The sequence below is a fragment of the Lysinibacillus odysseyi 34hs-1 = NBRC 100172 genome, from assembly GCF_001591965.1.
Lineage (GTDB): Bacteria > Bacillota > Bacilli > Bacillales_A > Planococcaceae > Lysinibacillus_B > Lysinibacillus_B odysseyi.
On record NZ_BCVX01000010.1, the window covers coordinates 58,537 to 77,770 of the forward strand.

A 19,234-nucleotide genomic window follows, 5' to 3' on the forward strand; every position below is an offset into this window, starting at 1 on the left:
TCCTCCTTATTTTTAAGAAAATAAACTTTCATATTCCTGTACATATAAGGTGCCGTTAACCACTTCGATTACTAGGATTTCTTGGCCATATGGGATACCCTGCTGGTTATAGCCGGCTGCCCGCTTATGGATAATACCATTGCCTGTTTCAATAAGGACTTCTCCAAATCCATCTACCGGTATAGGTGTAATTACTTTGCCTGTCTGGCCTGCCAGAGATTCCTCTGTATAAGCTAATGAAGTTTCAGCTGACCGTAACGGCACAAGAAGAAAATAATAAATGAGAGCTGTACAGATAATTGAAAGGATGATACTGATTAAAAAAACAACTAAATGAGATAAGTTCGAAAAGATTTCTAACATATATCCTGCTGCAGCTGTTATTGTAATAAAGGCCAATATAACGGCCGGGTCAAAAAAGGGGATTCCTTCAGCGGCTCCATCAGCTATATCTGCAAAGAACAAATATAAAACGGTGCAGAGGCCAATCGCAATAACAATCGTTAAATAGATAGTGGAAATCGCTACACCAAACATCACTTGAATCACCTCCCGATTATGTATTTACCTTTTATACGGTTAAACTGGTTAAAAGTTTCATTTTTCTGAATTATTTACAAAAAAATCCGAACAGCCGCCATCTCCTCAGCGACTTTCCGGATTCCCTTTATATTTCCTGTATAAATATGCACACAAGGCAAACCATGCATATGTAAGACTCCATGCAGCTAATACATCGGTTGCAAAATGTCGTCCCTCTGCTATTCTTGAAAGTCCTGCTAAAACAGTTAAAACAATAGCGAGGCTCCATAAGGCTATTGTCAAACCCCGGTTTCTCCTATATTCCGTTGCGATATAAACAGCTGTAAATAATAGCAGTAATGCAATGGTTGTATGAGCAGATGGAAAGCTAAACGTCGTAAGCTGACCCGGCAAATCCGGTCTCGGACGCTCTACAATCCGTTTGGCGATTTGATTAATTGCAGTGCCACCGCCGATTGAAAATATCACGAATAGCATGCCTCGATAATTACGGCGTACTACATACCAGGCTAACAATACGATCGTGACGACAATCATTACTTTCGTTTCCCCAAAAAAATGAAAACCTTCAATGAATCTGTTGCCATATAGCATTCCCGCCATCTTTTTATCTAGAACATGAAATTTCTCATATGTAAAGCATAAAATTAGAAACACGAATAATGCCGGAATTGCCCCCAAATAAGCCCATTTCTTCAACACTGTATCACCTAACCTTATTGTTTCATTCTCTGCTATTATAATGTATCATTTTAAGAATTAAAAAACGTCCTTTTTATATAAGGACGTTTTTCTGCTATTCAACTACTAGATAGTTTCCATGTTCCATATTGATTACATATTCCGGCTTCGGCGGCTTGCCACCGTGCTCCTTAATCTTCGCCTTATGACCGGCAATATGCTCGGGGCTCTTTTCCCAAGCCTTCCAAGCTTCTTCTGACTCCCAGCGGATAATCATGACAACTTCCTCTTCTCCGCGTGTCACCTTTTTCACTAACAGTTCACGGCTGATAAATCCTTCACGCTGCTCGATAAGAGATGGACCTTGATCCGGCTTCTTTTTAAAACGCTCCAGTATTTTATCTGAATTACCTTCTGTTACTGTCCATTTACGAATTTGAACAAACATAATTAATCGCTCCTTTTTATAAGAAAGTGCCTTGGCGTGCCGGGATATAAACCGAACACGTCTATCACTTGCTGTTCTTTTTAAAAAGGCATGTCCCATCATTGAGACATGCCCCCTTATTATAAAAGATTATTTTAATTCGTTTAAGATTTCATCTAGTTTATCTGCTTCAGTTGTTACACCGTTAGAAGAGAAGTACCAGTTAACACCATCCAGGTATACGATTTTTCCTTCTTTATAAGCGCGAGTTTTTTTGATGATATCATTTTCAATGTCAGCTTTGATTGTTTCTACATCAGAAGCTGTACGGTCAATAATGAATAATACTTCCGGATCTACTGAAAGGATTGACTCATAAGAGAAGTCAGAACCGTGTGCTGATGAGTCAATTTCAGTTGTCGATGGGACAAAACCAAAGTCATTGTAAACATATGCAAAGCGAGAATCTTTACCATTGTCAAAGCCAGAAAGTTTTTTGTCGTCATACATTGCTACAAGCGCATTTTCATAATCAGCTGCTTTTTCTTTTACTGCATCTACTTTTTCTTGTAATGACGCTTTTAACTCTTCTGCTTTTTCTTCTTTATCAAATATTTTAGCTGCTAAATCCACTGATTCATATACAGCATCGATATAATTTTCGTTATCAGAGCCAATAAAGATTACATTCGGCGTAATTTCTTTTAACTCTTCATAGAATGGTGATTGACGACCAGAAATGAAAATAACATCCGGGTTAGCAGCCGCTACTGCCTCAAAGTCGATTTGCTTTAATGTACCCACATCAGCAACATCGCTATTTACATACTTTTCTTTTAAATGCTCTGGCATATTTCCTTTACCGGCGCCAGCAGCAACTCCAACGATACCTTCTACTCCTAATGCATCAAGTGTATCTAAGAAACCATAGTCAAGCGTAACGATGCGTTCAGGCATTTTTTCTAATGTTACATCTTCAAATGTAATTGTCGTACCTTTTTCTTCATCTTGACTTGTTTTAGTCAAAGAAGATACCGTCATTGGGAATGCAGAGTTTTCAGCCGCTTCACTTTGTTCCGTTTGTTTTGTATCATCAGTAGACTCTCCTGATTTTGTTCCTTCGTCTGAGTTACACGCTGCTAACATTAATGTTAAAGCTGCGACTGCAGATAAATATTTCCACTTCTTCATCATCGTTCGTTCTCCTCCTAAAATATACTCCCTTTAATTGAAAATGATTATCATTTCCATTCAACAGTTCTCATTCTAAACGAAAAACTCAAAATTTGTCAACTTATTTTTGAAAAGAATTCTCATTCTCGTTTAATCGGCTTTAAATACGTGCATAAGGAGAATCCTCATGCACGCCGAATAGAAATCTATTATATTTTTTTTGCTCTGTCTAAACGCATTCAAGAATACCGAAAAAGGTTAGTGTGAATTAAAGTATACGCAAATACGGCAGCCATCCTGCTCTTGTACAGGAATATGCATATCGTATACTTCACGTAAGGCTTCAGAGTTAATGATCTCATTTGTTGGCCCATCTTTTACAAGACGGCCATCCTTTAACGCCACAATACGGTCGGAATAGACAGAAGCAAAGTTAATGTCATGTAATACAATAACAACTGTTTTTCCCAGCTCATCCACCAGTTTGCGCAGGATTTTCATGATTTGTACGGAATGCTTCATATCCAAATTATTTAACGGTTCGTCCAACAAGATATACTCTGTATCCTGTGCAATAACCATGGAAATAAAGGCCCGCTGCTTTTGACCGCCTGATAGCTCATCTAAATACTTATGCTGCATATCTATTAAGTTCATATATTCCAATGCTTGGTCTACAAACTTTTCATCTTCCGCATTTAAACGCCCCTTTGAATATGGATAGCGCCCAAAAGAAACAAGCTCACGGACTGTTAAACGGATATTCAAGTGATTGGCCTGTTTCAAGATGGCCACGCGTTTCGCGAAGGCGTCTGACTTCATTCTTTTTACATCTGTTTGATCTAAAAACACTTCCCCTGTATCAGCGTCTAGAAGACGGCTCACCATCGATAATAGCGTCGATTTTCCCGCACCATTCGGCCCGATAAAGGAAGTGATTGCTCGAGGCTGGATTTTCAATGTTACATTTTCAACGACGGGTTTTTTCCCAAAGCTTTTAGAAAGCCCTTTAATTTCAATCATCCTGCTTTCCTACTTTCCTTCAGTAATAAGTAAATAAAGTAAATCCCACCGACAAAGTTAATGACCACACTAATTGTTGTATTTAAATGGAATATATGCTGCACGATAAATTGCCCGCCGACAAGCGCAATAATACTGATCAGGCTTGCCCCGGCAATTAAGACCGAATGTTTATAGGTTGCTAAATATTGATATGCTAAATTTGCTACAATTAAGCCTAAGAATGTGACGGGACCAACCAGCGCTGTCGAAGTTGCGATTAAAATAGAAGATAATATGAGCACCTGTAATACGATCCTATCATAGTTCACCCCGAGGTTAATCGCATTGTCTCGGCCTAAAGAGACAACGTCCAAATCACGCAATAACCGATATCCATAAATAAATGCCAGACCAAGGATAACGATAGCAATAAGCAGCAGCTCCGTCTTTACATTCATAAAGCTCGCAAACAAACGTGCCTGCAGACTTTCATACTCTACAGGATCAATCAGGACCTGCATAAATGTGACAAGGCTTCCCAGCAATGTCCCGATAATCATCCCAGCTAATAATAGAAGAAAAATGGGGTATTTATCCGCCCGGAATAAAAATCGATATAAGATTATAGCGAAAATCACCATTGCGATAATCGATAAACCAAAATTTAAATAACGGCTTACAACGAAAATAGAAGCCGAACCTGCTGTAAAGTAGATGATTGTTTGTACTACTTCGTACATAGAGTCAATGCCCATTACAGAAGGCGTTAATAGACGGTTATGTGTTACTGTCTGGAATATTACTGTGGCATACGCAATGGCTGTCCCAGTAATCACCATCGCAGCTAAGCGCTCAAGACGCTTTGGAAAGGCGTAGCTAAAACCGCCTTGAATATTATAAAAAGCAAACAGAGCCATAAAGATTAATGCAATAACAGCCAAAATAATCAGCTTTGTACTATTTTTTCGCATATGCTTTCCCCCTAAACAACATAATTAAGAAGATCGCACTGCCAATTACTGCGACTGTTGTATTTACCGGAATTTCATATGGATGAACAATTAACCGGCTTATAATATCACATACCAGCAGAAACGCTGCACCCATGAAAATCGTATGAGGAATCGTTTTACGTAAATTATCCCCCAAATATAGTGAAACAAGGTTTGGTACAATCAAGCCCAAGAACGGAATAATACCGACTGTTAACACAACCGTTGTTGAAATAATTGCTACAATGACAAGGCCGATATTTAACACTGTACGATAACTTAAACCTAAGTTCTTCGCAAAGTCCTCCCCCATACCTGCTACTGTAAATTTATTTGCATAAATATAAGCAATAATAATCGCCGGCACCGCTACGTATAATAGCTCATAACGGCCTGATACGACTAATGTAAAACTTCCTAAGAAAAATGTATCAACATTTTGTAATACATTTGCTTCATATCCGAGGAATGTCGAGATAGCGCCGATGATATTACCGTACATAATCCCGATTAATGGAACAAAAATGACATCCTTGAACTTAATACGTTCAAGCAGCTGCATAAAAATAAATGTTCCAACTAACGCGAACACAAAGCTAAACAGGATTTGCCCCATATAAGACAAGCCCGTAAAAAAGATCATTGAAACAATGACACCTAGTTTTGCTGCATCAAGTGTACCGGCCGTTGTCGGCGATACAAACTTGTTTCGGCTTAAACTTTGCATAATTAAGCCTGCAATCCCCATTCCTGCCCCTGCCAAAATAATTGCCATTAAACGGGGCAATCGACTCATTAAAAAGATTTGTGTCTTATCTGATTCCCAATCGAGCAGATCGCTCGGCTTAATATCAATGGCACCTATAAAGAGCGAGATAAAGGATAGGATAACAGTTGCTACTACTAACATCCATAATCTCATTTGTAATCCCCATAAAAGATATTTTCTCAATAAATATATTGATAACGATTATCACTATTGAGTCGTCTTTCATTATAAACAACGTAAATAGTAAAATCAATATCTACTCGATAATCATTATCAACTATAAAATGAAAAATGAAGAAATTCGTAATTTTAAGCTTTTTCCAAGTTTTTAGCAGTAAAAAATTCACTCTAATTTTAGGGTTTTTATATTGCTTCTATTCTATTTAATAGTCATTCCAAATAATGAAAATTCATTCTCAAGTAACATTTATGTAAATTTGAAAATTACTATACTTAGTAAGTCCTTTTATCTGATTCATCCTAAAAGGAATGTCTCTCTTCCTATTTAAATTGTTCTTTTTATTAATCGGGAATAGAAAAGGAGAGGATGCTCTAACAGATACACCTCTCCTAGCATAAATTTCTTTATCATTTTCTCCTGCCAAATATAAACTGTCCCTGCCGGGCAACCTTTAGGCCAATACAATTTTCCGCTCAGCAATTTGTTCAATAAACGATTGTTTTACCGTATAGCCTAAGCCTGGTTTATCGGAAATGGAAATCAGCCCATTTTCCACCTTTACCTCTGGGTCTATAATATCTTCATCCCAGTAGCGGCTTGAGGCTGCTGTATCCCCAGGCAAAGTAAATCCGCTAAGGCTTGCGACTGCAACTGCCTGCGCTCTGCCGATTCCAGCCTCCAGCATCCCGCCACACCAGATAGAAATGCCATGCTTAACACCATAATCGTGGATACGCTTTGTCTCTGTAATTCCCCCGACACGGGCAACCTTTAAATTCACAACCTGACAGCTTCCTAACATTACAGCGCGCTTCATATCTTCTATCGAGGTAATACTTTCATCAAGGCAAATCGGCGTTGAAAGCTCCTTTTGCAGCAGCGCATGCTCTACTAAATCGTCATGAGCGAGCGGCTGCTCAATCATTAGTAAATTAAATTCATCCAATGCTTTTAGGAGCGGTAAGTCTGCCAACGTATAAGCAGAATTGGCATCTGCCATAAGAGGCAGATTACCAAAACGCGAACGAATTGTTTGAATCAGCTCGATATCCCGGCCCGGCTTAATTTTTACCTTTACCCGCTTATAGCCCTGCGCTATATAATCTTCGATAATCTGGAACAACTCTTCATCTGTTGGCTGCAGCCCGACACTAATCCCGATTTCAACCTTTTTTCGTGTCCCCCCGATTGCCTCAGAAAGCGGTCTATTAATCAATTTGGCATATATATCCCATACAGCCCCTTCAATAGCGGCCTTCGCCATGTTATTACGCCGAATTGGCTTAAATAACTCACTTACCTCGTCAGGATGGGTCAATTCTCTCTGCAATAACATAGGAATAAGAAAATCCTCCAGCATATGCAAACTTGTTTTAGCTGTTTCCTCCGTGTATGAAGGAGCTTCAAACGCTACGCCCTCTCCCCATCCTATGACACCCGATTCATCCTTTGCCTGAATGACAAGGACCGGTTTATCTTGAACCGCACCAAAACTTGTAACAAAGGGGTTTTTCATTCTCATTTTTACTATATAAATCGTTACTTCTATTAACTTCATCTTTAACTCCTCACATGGCAAAAAGCGTACGTTTGACAAATAAATAATGACTGACATGCTCATTTGTAGGTGTTAAGCAAACAATCATATATCCCTGACGGAATAATGTTTGGAATATTGTACGTGTTTTATAACGCCAATCCTCCGCAAGTGAAGGACTTTCTACCTTAATTTTCATAAAGCTGGATGGAATGGCAAGTGTATAAGCATCCTTTAAATAAGAAATATCACTATCAAACTGATGTTCACTATCTAAAACCGGCAATCCAACAATTGTTAAAGAAGAAGGAACAATTTCTGCAGCCGAATCTTTCAGCTCATCAATTTTTGCATCCCAACGTATATGGTCTTCATCTTGTATATTCCATTCTACAATTAGTCGGTCTGTTGGAATGGCCGATGCTTCGCCCATTTCCGGCTCCCGGTTTTCAATATAAGCTGTCCCATATGCCCGGAGCTTTGTGAAATACAGATAAGCCGTCCTTGCCTCCAACGGTTCAAATAGCCATTGGCACTTTGTATAGCCCAGTTCATCGGCAAGTTCTTTTTGCTTCAGCTTTAAAAGTTCCCCTACCCCTATCTCGCGGTATTGGCGTTTAATACCTAGGAGGTGCGAATATAAAACTCCTTCGCTTGACCGATCCCCATCCCCATAGCTAAAGCCAATTAGCTCCCCCTCTAAATAAGCTCCTACCAATAATGTGCTGTTTAGGTCCTCCTTCAGCATTTGATGCATCGGCTCATACGTATCCTGCCAAATTTCCCGTTCTAAATCAAACACCTTTTCTAGTTCTTCTTTTGTCGTGACCTGCTTCACTAGTACCGATTCCAACATCATTTAACGCCTCCCCACGCTTTTTTATAAAGCTGTCTTAACAAATTAATTGCTTTCCATTTGTTTTACCACTCTCAAGTAAGGCTAGGCACCTTGACGTTTTCTTTTCCATTCCCCGTTATTTTAATAATATCACTCAAGCATTTATATTTCATTTTCTTCCATCCAAATTATATGCCCATTTAAAAGAATAGTCAGATACTTATATTTCTTATGCAGCATTTTTTCTATAAAAAAACCAGAGAAACGAAACCGTTTCTCTGGAAGAGCATGGCCTTAAGCCATAAGTTATTTTTATTTAATACCACGCATTGCACGTGAAATCATCGGGCTCATAAATAGAAGCACAATACCCAGGAAGACTGATATTCCTCCAAGTACACCGAAATAAGAAGTTTCAGATACCAATTCATAAATACGCACTAATTGTGCATTAATAGCCTGTGCAGCCGCTGAGGCTAAGAACCACAGAGCCATCGTTTGACCCGCAAATGCCTGAGGTGCTAACTTTGTTGTAGCAGATAATCCTACCGGTGAAAGTAAAAGCTCACCAAGTACGACTAGGAAGAATGAAAGCACAACCCATAACGGATTGATTAAAGCACCCGTTCCTGTCAGAAGAATCGCTGCTACCATGATAAGGAATGAAGCCCCCGCGAAGAATAGAGAAAGTGCAAATTTCTTCGGTGTTGATGGTCCACGTTCCCCAAGCTTTGCCCAGATGAAAGCAAATACAGGAGCCAATGTAATGATAAAGAGCGGGTTCAATGATTGGAACCAAGCCGGCTCTATTTTAAAATCGCCAAGCATCAAATTTGTACGTGTATCGACAAAAGTTGCTAAAATCGTTGACGATTGCTCCTGAATTGCCCAGAACATAACCGCACAGATGAACAACGGAATATAAGCTAATAGACGGGATTTCTCGTCTGCATTCGTCTTTGGACTACGGTACATATAAGCTATGAAGATTGTAGGAATTAATACCCCTAAAGTCGTAATTAATAATGAGAAGTTACCAATAGTAAAATGGCCTGTCATGTACGTAACGATTCCAATAATCGCAATTACGATAGCTGCTACACCGAAAGTTGTAAACGTCTTTTTACGTTCACCGGGAAGCAGAGGATTTGTAGGCTGAGATCCAGCCAGCCCAAGGTTTCTCTTTGTCACCCAGAAAACAACTAAGCCAACGAACATACCAACAGCCGCTACAGCGAACCCTGCATGGAAGCCCCATTCTTTTTGTGTCCAGCCTACTAAAAGCGGTGATAAGAATGCCCCCATATTAATTCCCATGTAGAAAATAGAGAATCCAGAGTCACGGCGGGGGTCATTTGCTGAATATAAATCACCCACTACAGATGATACATTCGGTTTCAATAATCCAGTACCGATGATGATTAATACCATTGAGGCGTATAACGCGGTTACCCCTCCAGGAAGCGACAGCGCAATATGACCAAGCATGATCATAATACCGCCGTAGAACACTGCTCTCTGTGTACCTAAAATACGGTCGGCAATCCAACCACCAATAATCCCTGACATATAAATTAACGAACCATAAATCGACATGATAATGTTCGCCTGTTCACGATCTAATCCTAAACCACCATCTTTTACTGCATAGTACATGTAGAAGATCAGAATGGCTCGCATTCCGTAGTATGAGAAACGTTCCCAAAATTCAGTAAAGAATAAGGAGAACAATCCTTTTGGATGCCCAATGAAGCCTTTTTGTGGTACGGATTTGACGATCTCTTCTTTGCTAAGCATGAAAATACCTTCTTCCGTATATTAAAATAATATTTCATTTATCTGACAATTCAAATTACAGACAGTTGTCCGTGTCAGAAATATAATACTTCATTACATTAAAAGATTCAGAAGAATTTTGCAAGTATTTTAATAATGTTAGAAATGTCAATTTTTTCAGTATTTTCTGTCACTTTTACGACTTTTTGCTACAGGTCAAACCTCTTTACCCATTTTTTCATTAATAGAATCCACCCAAAAAACGCCCATTGTTCCTCTATTTACAGACTATTTTAATTATCTCAGAATAACGATTAATTACATGCCTAGGCTGTTTATTCAAATAGAATGAATTACCAGTACAGGAATAGATTTTACCTTTCCCTAAAGCTGGCTGTACGGATGACTAGCGATGATTACCTAATAAAACGGAAAGCAGAGATTCACAAATACATACATATGATGTAAATACCCCCGCTACGCATACAGCTAGCCGGCGCAAGTTTATTTCCTGAGATAAAAAAGAAAGCGCCTAAAAAGTTATTTAAAGGCGCCTTCTCTCACTGGATAATCTTATCTTGAAGAACTGCCGCAGGAGAGACGTTATTAAACTGCAGACTTTTAGGCTGTTCCTTAACTTACAACGTATTGTTCATACTTCTGGAAATCCGCCTCTTTCAATTCAAGTTCTACAAGAGTTCCTTCCTCCTCATAAGAAGTGCTGAAAATGGTGGCCGCCTCATTTAAATAAGAGACAACTCCTCCTTTATCATAAGGGATGAGCATTTTGCACGTAACATAGTTGGAAAAAATATGCTGCTTGATCATCTGCACTAGTTCGTCTAGCCCTTCTCCTTCTTTTGCCGCAGTCCATACATTATCACCGCTGACAAGTGGATACTTAACGCCTGCAAGGTCTGATTTGTTATATACATAGATAGTAGGAATATCTTCGACCCCGACAGCCTTTAATGTCTCATTTGTCACGTTAATCATAAAACTATGTTCTTCATTCGATACATCTACGACATGAAGCAAAAGATCAGCATCGCGTGCCTCCTCCAGTGTTGAACGGAAGGCTTTTACAAGATGGTGAGGCAATTTGCTGACAAACCCAACTGTATCCGTCAGGAGAAATGTTTTGTTGTCGGAAAGTTCAATATTTCGCACTGATGTTTCCAACGTGGCAAATAACATGTCCTTTTCAAATACACGCTTTGAATCCTCCTGCCCTATTTTTGCGAGAAGCTGATTCATAATAGTGGATTTACCGGCATTTGTATAGCCTACTAACGACACAACCGGCATAGCATTTTTACGTCGCTGCTTGCGCTGTGTTTCACGCTGTTCCTTTACCTGCTCAAGTTCCCGCCGCAGCTTGGCTATCTGATCTTCAATTTTCCTGCGGTCCAGCTCAAGCTTTGTTTCACCGGCACCACGGTTTTTAAACCCTCCGCCCGTACCGCCCCCTTGTCGGGATAAAGAAGCATGCAGCCCTACCAGGCGAGGCAGCATATATTGCAGCTGGGCAAGCTCTACTTGCATTTGAGCTTCCCGCGTCTTCGCACGGCGACTGAAAATATCTAAAATAAGCATCGTCCGGTCGATTACTTTACATTCTAAATCCCGCTCCAAATTACGAATTTGAGACGGTGATAATTCATCGTTAAAAATAACAATGTTAGCGTTCTTCTCCTCAACAAATGCCTTGATTTCTTCAATTTTACCGGTACCTACGTAATGGGAAGGATTAACGCGCTCCAAGTTTTGTGTCACATATCCTGCTATTTCCACATCTAAAGCTACAGCCAGGTTTGCCAGCTCTTCCATGGAATAATCGAAATGTTTGTCACTTTGCAAATTGACACCAACTAGAACGCCCTTTTCCTGCAGTATTTCAATATCCTTTAAATTGTTCACAAAATCCCTCCTACGTGCTAATTATCCACATCGTAACACAGAAAAGGGGAGCCTCAAAAGGATTTGGGGCATCCCTGTTTATTCTTCTTATTTCAAGTATCGGATACACTTTTGGAAATTCGATTTCTATTTCCCCGGTTTGCTTATAAATAGCTACATTTGCGGCTATCACTACTGTAAGGCAGTCAATAAATTCAGAGACAATTTCATACAATGCGCAGTCTAAAAACCGCACTTGCTTCTAACCATATATATAGGCTGTCCCATTAAACGCCCCCAGCTACATAATGCATATTTGCTGCCTTGAGAAACTGACAGAAAGACTGGAAAATTACCCTTCTTTATTCCCAATCGCCAAATGACACGTGATCCTTTCAGTATGATAAACTGAAATTACTTTAAATAAAGAGGTTGAAAATGATGGATTTTGAACAAATGAAAAAGCAGTTCCTCTCACTGCTTGAGGAAAGAACACTTGTACACGCTACAATAAGCCAGCCACGCCTGAAATCTAACGAGCTGAAGCGGGTAAAATTGAAGCCGATTGAGTTGAAAGGCGTCTATACGATCCAGATAGAGTATCAATATGAACGAATTTTGAAGCATGAAAATATCCCTTTGGAGCAGTTCGCCAGCCATTTTGACCGGTTACTTGAACAGTTCCGGCAAATACATGCACAGTTTACTGAACATACTGTTCATATACAGCTTTCAAAAAAAAATAAAGTTCTTTGGAAAGGAGACAAGCAAACAACAATAAAAGAAGTGAATTTAACCCATAATAGAAAAAAGCATTATTTATTGGATGATATGACCCCTTATCCTTTCCTTATCCGTCTTGGAGTGCAAACAGAGGATGGTAAGGTTAAAAAACAAAAATATGATAAGTTCAGACAAATCAACCGGTTTGTCGAATTTATAGATGATTCTCTGGATTATTTGCCAAAGGACCGTACTATTCGCATCCTGGATTTCGGCTCCGGGAAATCTTATTTAACCTTTGCCCTTTACCACTATTTAAAAATGGAAAAGGGATTAAATATTCGTGTTACAGGACTAGACCTGAAAAAGGAAGTCATTGAAGAATGCAATCAAATTGCCGCTGACCTTGGCTACGAGGACCTGGAGTTTTTAGTAGGAGATATTAGCGATTATAATGAAGAAACGTCCGTTGATATGGTGGTAACATTACATGCATGCGATGTAGCAACAGATATGGCGCTGGCACGAGCGGTAAAATGGGGAGCTAAGGTCATTTTAAGTGTCCCGTGCTGTCAGCATGAGTTAAATCGCCAGCTACAAGCCCCAACACTTGATATCATGCTGCAGCACGGCTTAATTCGGGAACGCTTTGCCTCTTTGGCAACTGATTCGATCCGGGCAGAGCTGTTATCACTTGTAGGATACGATACACAGCTTCTAGAATTTATTGATATGGAGCATACACCTAAAAACGTACTCATTCGTGCCTATTATACTGGAAAAAAAGGAACGAAAGAGCAGCGTGCCCGCTATGAGGCTTTTACTACGTTATTGCAGGCAAAGCCATTTCTGCAAACGGAATTACACGATTATCTCTGAGAAAGTAAAGACGCTCGCTTCAGCGTCTTTTTTCGATAAGCACTATAGCGCTATATTAACTTTTTGACCGTTAGAGAAGGAACCGAGCTCAACCAGCAGAGAGCCCCGTATCTTGCCATTTTGCGGAGCAGCATACGATTGAGTTTCCTTGGTTAGGCTTTAGGGAAGACGCTGTAATATAGAAAATTATAAGCAAATTAACGTTTTTTTCGCTAAAACAGCCGTTTTTTCTGTTTGAAAATGTATTTATTCTTCATTTCAACTTACTATAGCTAGCAGAAAGTTATCAGGAAATGTTACAGAATTGTAAAGTTTGAAAATAACAAGTGAATAATTCTATAGATTTTTTAAAGTTTTTGTTATGATAATTGAGGTTTAATTTTTACTACAATCACATTTATATAGACGGAGGCAATTCCATGTTCAATTCTAGAAAACAAGATCCTTTCTTCTCGTCCCTTCATAAAATTGCTGAAAATATGCAAGAAGCGGTACACTATGCCAATGACTTCCGCATTGAAACAGTTGCAGATTTAAAAGAAATCAGTATTAAAATGAAGGAATACGAAACTGCCGGTGATAAATTAATCCATGATTTAATTGTCATGCTAAACAAATCATTTATGACTCCTATCGAGCGTGAGGACATCCTATCCCTCGCGATCCGTATGGATGACATTTTAGACGGCACGGAAGGATGTATTGCGCACTTCGAGATGTTTTCTCTTACTGAAATTGATCAATCCATGCGCGATTTCCTAGGTTACATTACAAAATCTACAGATGAAATCGTAAAGGCAATGGACTTGCTTAATAAGAAAGATTTAGTAGGTATGCGTCAGCACGCCATTTTGGTAAAGGATTACGAGCGACAATGTGATGAGGTGCTTCGTTCATCCATCAAGCAGTTATTTTTAAATGAGAAGGATCCAATCCGCTTGATCAAATTCAAGGACATTTACGAACAGTTAGAAGAAATTGCCGACTACTGCCAGAATGTCGCAAATACGATTGAAACTATCATTATGCGTAACGCGTAATAGCGGGAGACTTCATAAATGGACACTATATTTTTAATTACGATTTTAGTCGTTATTTTTGCTTTAGCATTTGATTTCATCAATGGCTTTCATGATACAGCAAATGCCATTGCAACCTCTGTGTCAACACGTGCCTTAAAGCCTCGTGTTGCCGTACTGATGGCCGCAACGATGAATTTTATCGGAGCGCTGACATTTGTTGGAGTAGCAAAAGCCATCGCCAGCGACATTGTTGACCCATTTTCGTTAAATACTTTTGACGGTGATGTAACGGGGTCAATTGTCATTTTAGGTGCCCTTTGTTCAGCGATTACCTGGAACCTTCTAACTTGGTACTACGGTATCCCGTCAAGTTCCTCTCATACGCTGATCGGTTCGCTTGCTGGTGCTGCCATCGGGGCGTCCGGATTTGGAATTTTGAACTACGCGGGCTTTTTAAAAATCTTAGAGGCTCTTATTTTATCTCCTATCATCGCCCTGACAGTCGGCTTTTGTGTAATGTCAATTTTTAAAATCATTTTTAAAAACCGTAATCTTTATAAAGCGAATAAGCGCTTCCGTATTTTCCAAATTATCACGGCCGCTATTCAATCTTTCACACATGGTACAAATGATGCCCAAAAGGCAATGGGTATTATTACTATGGCTCTCATTGCAGCCGGACTTCAATCAGGGGACGACGTGCAAGGCTGGGTTCGTATAGCCTGTGCGACAGCGATGGGATTAGGGACTTCAATCGGCGGCTATAAAATCATCAAAACAGTCGGCGGTAAGATTATGAAAATTCGCCCTATAAATGGGGTAGCAGCAGATTTATCATCTGCTACAGTCATTTTCGGCGCAACGCTTATTCATCTTCCTGTATCGACAACACATGTTATTTCTTCAGCTATTATGGGTGTTGGATCAGCGCAGCGTGTCAAAGGTGTCCGCTGGGGCACAGCTCGTAAAATGGTCGTTACATGGGTCATCACGATTCCTATTTCTGCAGTGATGGGAGCTATCTTCTATACAATACTGCACTTTATTTTCTAATATCTAAACCGGATTACTTTAAGGTAGTCCGGTTTTTTTCTATTATGCTATTCTAATAATAGAATCGAAACATAAATATGGGAAAGGCGGTGCTATTGTGCAAGCCCTAGCAAAATTTGTAACTACATTTTCAAAATCCATTGTTGCATTTTGGGTAATAGCCCTTATTATAATGGCCTTTTTTGCTCTTCAACTTCCATCTAAGCTACAAGGAGATGGTTTTTCCGTTGATGGCGATTATAATCGGGTGAACGAGGAACTATCTGAAACATTTGGACTTCCTGCAGCTACTATTTTCGTTTTATTTGAACAGAAATCGGCATCCGATATTGAGCAGACACTCAAAAAGCTCGGACAGGTAGAGGGAATCCGTCATGTCATTTCCCCTGTTGATGAGGAAAATTTCAATAAAGATGACTTGGCATACGCCACGTTAGAGCTTGAGCAGACAGATCAAGATTACTTTGTCATTGTCGATGAGCTGCGAGAGGTTCTTGCAGGAGAAAAAGGCGTATCCATTACCGGGGCTCCTGTTATTTCAAAAGATACAAACACAGCGAGTCAAAAGGATTTAATGAAGGCAGAAGCTATTGGACTTCCAATCGCTCTCATCGTTCTTTTGCTTGCATTCGGTACGGTCGTCTCTGCCCTTTTACCGGTCATTATCGGTGCAGTGACCGTTGTCATCGCCTTTGGGCTACTTGCATTATTTGGCGGAAGCATTGATTTATCGATTTTCGTCATGAATATTGTACCAATGCTAGGTTTAGCATTAAGCATTGATTTTTCTCTTTTATTTATTAACAGATACCGTGAAGAAAGAGAGCAAACTTCCATCGCTGAAGCTGTACAGACTGCCATCCGTACAGCGGGGAAATCGATTATTTTCTCTGCTCTCTGTGTTATGATTGGGCTCGGCTCGATGATAATTATTAATGTAGAGATATTCCAAAATATTGCACTTGGCGGCTTCATTGCTGTATTATTTGCTGTCATAACAGGACTTACACTCCTGCCTGCATTACTCGTCGTCCTTGGCGACCGGTTGAACAAATGGAGGCTGATTCGTGTAAAACCAGCTGCTGGCCGTTGGCAAAGTTTTGCTTCGTTTGTTATAAAAAACCCTATCAAAATTATTTTTATTGCTGTATTGCTTTTAGCGGCAGCCATGATTCCGATTAAGGATATCGAACTGACTATCCCTTCTGTCGATGTGCTTCCATCTTCTTACGATTCCCGTGAAACATACGATGTACTCGTCGATGAATTTGATCTCGGTAAACAAACGGCCGTCTTTTTATTAGCAGAACGTAAAGACGGGTGGGGAGAGCCGGCTGGGCTGGAGAAAATCATGAATATTCAGGAACAGCTAGCTGATGAACCACTTGTTGCTTCTATAACTTCCGTATTTACAGCAGCCGATATTGACTCTGTTGAGATGTGGGAAGCAGCAAAGGCTAATCCGCAGACTGCCGGTTTACTGGATGCTGTAGCAGAAAATTTTATACAGGATGACAAAATGTATATCATAGCTGAACTTGATACAAAAAGTGATACGAGTGAAGCGCAGGATTTTATACGGAAATGGAAAGATAAAGATTTAGGCGTTGATTTTTTAGTTGGGGGACAGGCAGCTTTCAACCAGGAAATCTTTGATGAAATTGCAGATAAAATCGGAATAGCTGTAGCTATTATTATCTTCACAACATTTATTATTTTAATGATTGCCTTTAAGTCCATTTTGATTCCACTAAAGGCTATCCTGATGAATATTCTAGGTCTCGGTTCCACATTCGGCATTCTTGTATATATGTTCCAGTATGGACATTTAGGGATGCCCGAGTCGACACTTGCCCTCATCATTCCTGTCCTTGTTTTCTGTCTTGTGTTTGGACTAAGCATGGATTACGAAGTATTCCTAATTTCCCGGATTCAAGAGGAATATGATAAGGGTGCAGAAAATACGAAAGCAACGATTGACGGCCTTGTTTCTACCTCGAAAATCATCACATCAGCTGCGCTCATTATGATTGTCATTACTGGAGCATTTGCGTTCACTGATGTTACAACGGTAAAACAGCTTGGTGTCGGTATCGCGATCGCCATTGCCATTGATGCTACCATCATTCGTTTAATGCTCGTGCCAAGCCTTATGAAGTTGTTCGGAGACTGGAACTGGTGGCTGCCATTTGTAAAACGGAAGCGCCCCTAATGCCTATTAGGCTGTTCCTACAGTAGAAACAAAGATTTTCAGCAGCTATTTACTAAGCAATAAGGGGGCTATCCAGCTGGATAGCCCTCTTTTTTAACGGAATGTTGCTTCATACCAAACTTTAGCTGCTTGAACTTCATCCATTGTCAATTGATGACCGTATTCAAACCACCCAACCTGAACATTCGCCCCTGCCTTTGTAAGAAGCTGCTCTAGTTCCTCTGATTCCTGTGGTGAACACATGAAATCATTCGTTCCTGCGCCAATCCATACTTGTGTACCCGTCAAATCAGGGATAGTCGCTTCCCGGTCCGGCACCATTGGGTGATGGAGAATGGCACCTGCCAAGCTTCCTTGATGACGGAACAATAAATTGCCCGCAATATTGGCACCGTTTGAATAGCCGATTGCTACGACTTTATCTAGATCAAAACCGTATTGTACTGCAGCTTCTTTAATAAATGCCAGCAGTTCATCTGTACGAAAGCGAAGATCTTCCATATCGAAGACTCCCTCAGCGAGACGGCGGAAGAAACGCGGCATTCCCTGCTCCATTACTTGCCCCCGAATACTTAAAATATTTGCTTCCGCGTCAATCTCTTTAGCGAGGCCTATTAGATCGTGTTCTGTTCCACCTGTTCCATGCAATAATAACAATGTTATTTCCTTTTTGCCTTTTTCAAATATATGTTGCACGTAACCACGCTCCTTATTATCTCGAATTTGAGATAATTATAGACCGATCTTGTATATTCGTCAAAGGAACGGATTGTTCATCGATTTCTTCTGTCTTAGGCACCCCCTTATTATTTTCATCTATACCCCCATTATTTCGCCCGTACTTAGACGGATCATACGTGTTATAGAAAACGGTAATGAAGATTACTGCTACCAGTGATGCTGCAATAATAGAACCGATAATAATCCCCGCCATTTTCTTACCACTCATACCCTTCTTCATCCCTAATCCCCCTTTATTTGGCAGGTCGGAAACCTTCTTCGCGTAAGTAGTCAACCGCCGCTTCACGTGTACCAAATGACTCTTCTAAATTTTCCTTATGATATATATTCCAAACACGGTTATCATAAACGAGTTCAAGCTTTGTCTGCATCCGATCGCTCCATACTTCAATAACCGGCTCATCATCGAATTCTTCTGATAAATAATCAATAGAATCACCGATAATTTCCCGCAGCGCCTCCGCAGAGTAATCGCGAATATTTACAAGTCCCTTATCCGTTGCTTCTTTTTCATATTTTAATAAATCGCCGATAAATACGAACCCATTGCCATTTGGGTGCAATTTTTCCACGACAATCGTTTTTTCGTACAAGCTTTCTTCAAAGTGATAGTTTAAACGTTTCAATGAGATTTCTTTCTTCGTCAGCTGTGGAAATTCCTCAATGATTGCCTGTTTTTGTTCAAATGTTAGCATAAAACGCTCCTTTATAATTCTTTTCGCAAATAGTATAACATAGGAAAAAAACTTTAGCGCTACAGTAAATGATTAAGATGCACATTAT

The 19,234-nt window shown here is 39.9% G+C and carries 18 protein-coding genes; 4 read left to right on the forward strand and 14 right to left on the reverse strand.

What is annotated here, in order from left to right; genetic code table 11:
- Positions 1-12: 12 nt before the first annotated feature.
- From BOD01S_RS16160 to hflX, 11 genes are all read right to left on the reverse strand, one after another.
- Positions 13-537, reverse strand: coding sequence for an NfeD family protein (locus BOD01S_RS16160; protein ID WP_036152726.1), 525 nt, complete (start codon positions 535-537; stop codon positions 13-15).
- Positions 538-645: 108 nt separating this feature from the next.
- A complete protein-coding gene (locus BOD01S_RS16165) occupies positions 646-1,242 on the reverse strand; it encodes a phosphatase PAP2 family protein (protein WP_036152727.1) in 597 nt (198 codons plus the stop codon).
- A gap of 97 nt (positions 1,243-1,339) precedes the next feature.
- Complete coding sequence (locus BOD01S_RS16170) at positions 1,340-1,672, reverse strand: antibiotic biosynthesis monooxygenase family protein (protein ID WP_036153002.1); 333 nt, start codon at positions 1,670-1,672, stop codon at positions 1,340-1,342.
- A 129-nt stretch (positions 1,673-1,801) separates the two neighbouring features.
- Positions 1,802-2,842, reverse strand: coding sequence for a siderophore ABC transporter substrate-binding protein (locus BOD01S_RS16175; protein ID WP_036153005.1), 1,041 nt, complete (start codon positions 2,840-2,842; stop codon positions 1,802-1,804).
- Between the two features lie 240 nt (positions 2,843-3,082).
- A complete protein-coding gene (locus tag BOD01S_RS16180) occupies positions 3,083-3,847 on the reverse strand; it encodes an iron ABC transporter ATP-binding protein (RefSeq protein WP_036152728.1) in 765 nt (254 codons plus the stop codon).
- Complete coding sequence (locus tag BOD01S_RS16185; protein WP_036152729.1) at positions 3,844-4,800, reverse strand: iron chelate uptake ABC transporter family permease subunit; 957 nt, start codon at positions 4,798-4,800, stop codon at positions 3,844-3,846. The genes BOD01S_RS16180 and BOD01S_RS16185 overlap by 4 nt, the downstream gene beginning before the upstream one ends.
- Positions 4,787-5,743 (reverse strand): ABC transporter permease, encoded by a 957-nt coding sequence (locus BOD01S_RS16190; RefSeq protein WP_036152730.1) that lies wholly within the window; start codon positions 5,741-5,743, stop codon positions 4,787-4,789. The genes BOD01S_RS16185 and BOD01S_RS16190 overlap by 14 nt, the downstream gene beginning before the upstream one ends.
- Before the next feature lie 479 nt (positions 5,744-6,222).
- Positions 6,223-7,329 (reverse strand): o-succinylbenzoate synthase, encoded by a 1,107-nt coding sequence (gene menC, locus BOD01S_RS16195; RefSeq protein WP_036152731.1) that lies wholly within the window; start codon positions 7,327-7,329, stop codon positions 6,223-6,225.
- A 10-nt stretch (positions 7,330-7,339) separates the two neighbouring features.
- On the reverse strand, positions 7,340-8,167 hold the full coding sequence (locus tag BOD01S_RS16200; protein WP_233153155.1) for a GNAT family N-acetyltransferase: 828 nt from the start codon (positions 8,165-8,167) through the stop codon (positions 7,340-7,342).
- A 291-nt stretch (positions 8,168-8,458) separates the two neighbouring features.
- Entirely contained in the window at positions 8,459-9,943 is a 1,485-nt protein-coding gene (locus BOD01S_RS16205) for a peptide MFS transporter (protein WP_036152736.1), read from the reverse strand.
- Between the two features lie 612 nt (positions 9,944-10,555).
- On the reverse strand, positions 10,556-11,824 hold the full coding sequence (hflX, locus tag BOD01S_RS16210; RefSeq protein WP_036153011.1) for a GTPase HflX: 1,269 nt from the start codon (positions 11,822-11,824) through the stop codon (positions 10,556-10,558).
- A gap of 438 nt (positions 11,825-12,262) precedes the next feature.
- Between hflX and BOD01S_RS16215 the strand changes: the two genes are divergently transcribed.
- The 4 genes from BOD01S_RS16215 (at position 12,263) to BOD01S_RS16230 (ending at position 17,710) form a co-directional block, all read left to right on the forward strand.
- Positions 12,263-13,423, forward strand: a complete 1,161-nt coding sequence (locus BOD01S_RS16215) for a class I SAM-dependent methyltransferase (protein ID WP_036153014.1) — start codon at positions 12,263-12,265, stop codon at positions 13,421-13,423.
- A gap of 419 nt (positions 13,424-13,842) precedes the next feature.
- Positions 13,843-14,463, forward strand: a complete 621-nt coding sequence (locus tag BOD01S_RS16220; protein ID WP_036152738.1) for a DUF47 domain-containing protein — start codon at positions 13,843-13,845, stop codon at positions 14,461-14,463.
- An 18-nt stretch (positions 14,464-14,481) separates the two neighbouring features.
- Positions 14,482-15,498 carry an inorganic phosphate transporter gene (locus BOD01S_RS16225; RefSeq protein WP_036152740.1) on the forward strand — a complete coding sequence of 339 codons (1,017 nt, stop codon included), beginning with the start codon at positions 14,482-14,484 and terminating at the stop codon, positions 15,496-15,498.
- A 97-nt stretch (positions 15,499-15,595) separates the two neighbouring features.
- The gene (locus BOD01S_RS16230; protein WP_036152742.1) at positions 15,596-17,710 is read left to right on the forward strand and encodes an MMPL family transporter; all 2,115 of its coding nucleotides are present in this window, start codon (positions 15,596-15,598) and stop codon (positions 17,708-17,710) included.
- 93 nt (positions 17,711-17,803) lie between these two features.
- Here BOD01S_RS16230 and BOD01S_RS16235 read toward each other — a convergent pair whose 3' ends face one another.
- Genes BOD01S_RS16235 through BOD01S_RS16245 form a run of 3 tightly spaced genes read right to left on the reverse strand, consistent with a single transcriptional unit; the run spans position 17,804 to position 19,146 of the window.
- Positions 17,804-18,406, reverse strand: coding sequence for an alpha/beta hydrolase (locus tag BOD01S_RS16235; protein WP_036152751.1), 603 nt, complete (start codon positions 18,404-18,406; stop codon positions 17,804-17,806).
- Between the two features lie 16 nt (positions 18,407-18,422).
- Positions 18,423-18,671 (reverse strand): hypothetical protein, encoded by a 249-nt coding sequence (locus tag BOD01S_RS16240; protein WP_036152752.1) that lies wholly within the window; start codon positions 18,669-18,671, stop codon positions 18,423-18,425.
- A gap of 13 nt (positions 18,672-18,684) precedes the next feature.
- A complete protein-coding gene (locus BOD01S_RS16245) occupies positions 18,685-19,146 on the reverse strand; it encodes a hypothetical protein (RefSeq protein WP_036152753.1) in 462 nt (153 codons plus the stop codon).
- Between the last annotated feature and the right edge of the window lie 88 nt (positions 19,147-19,234).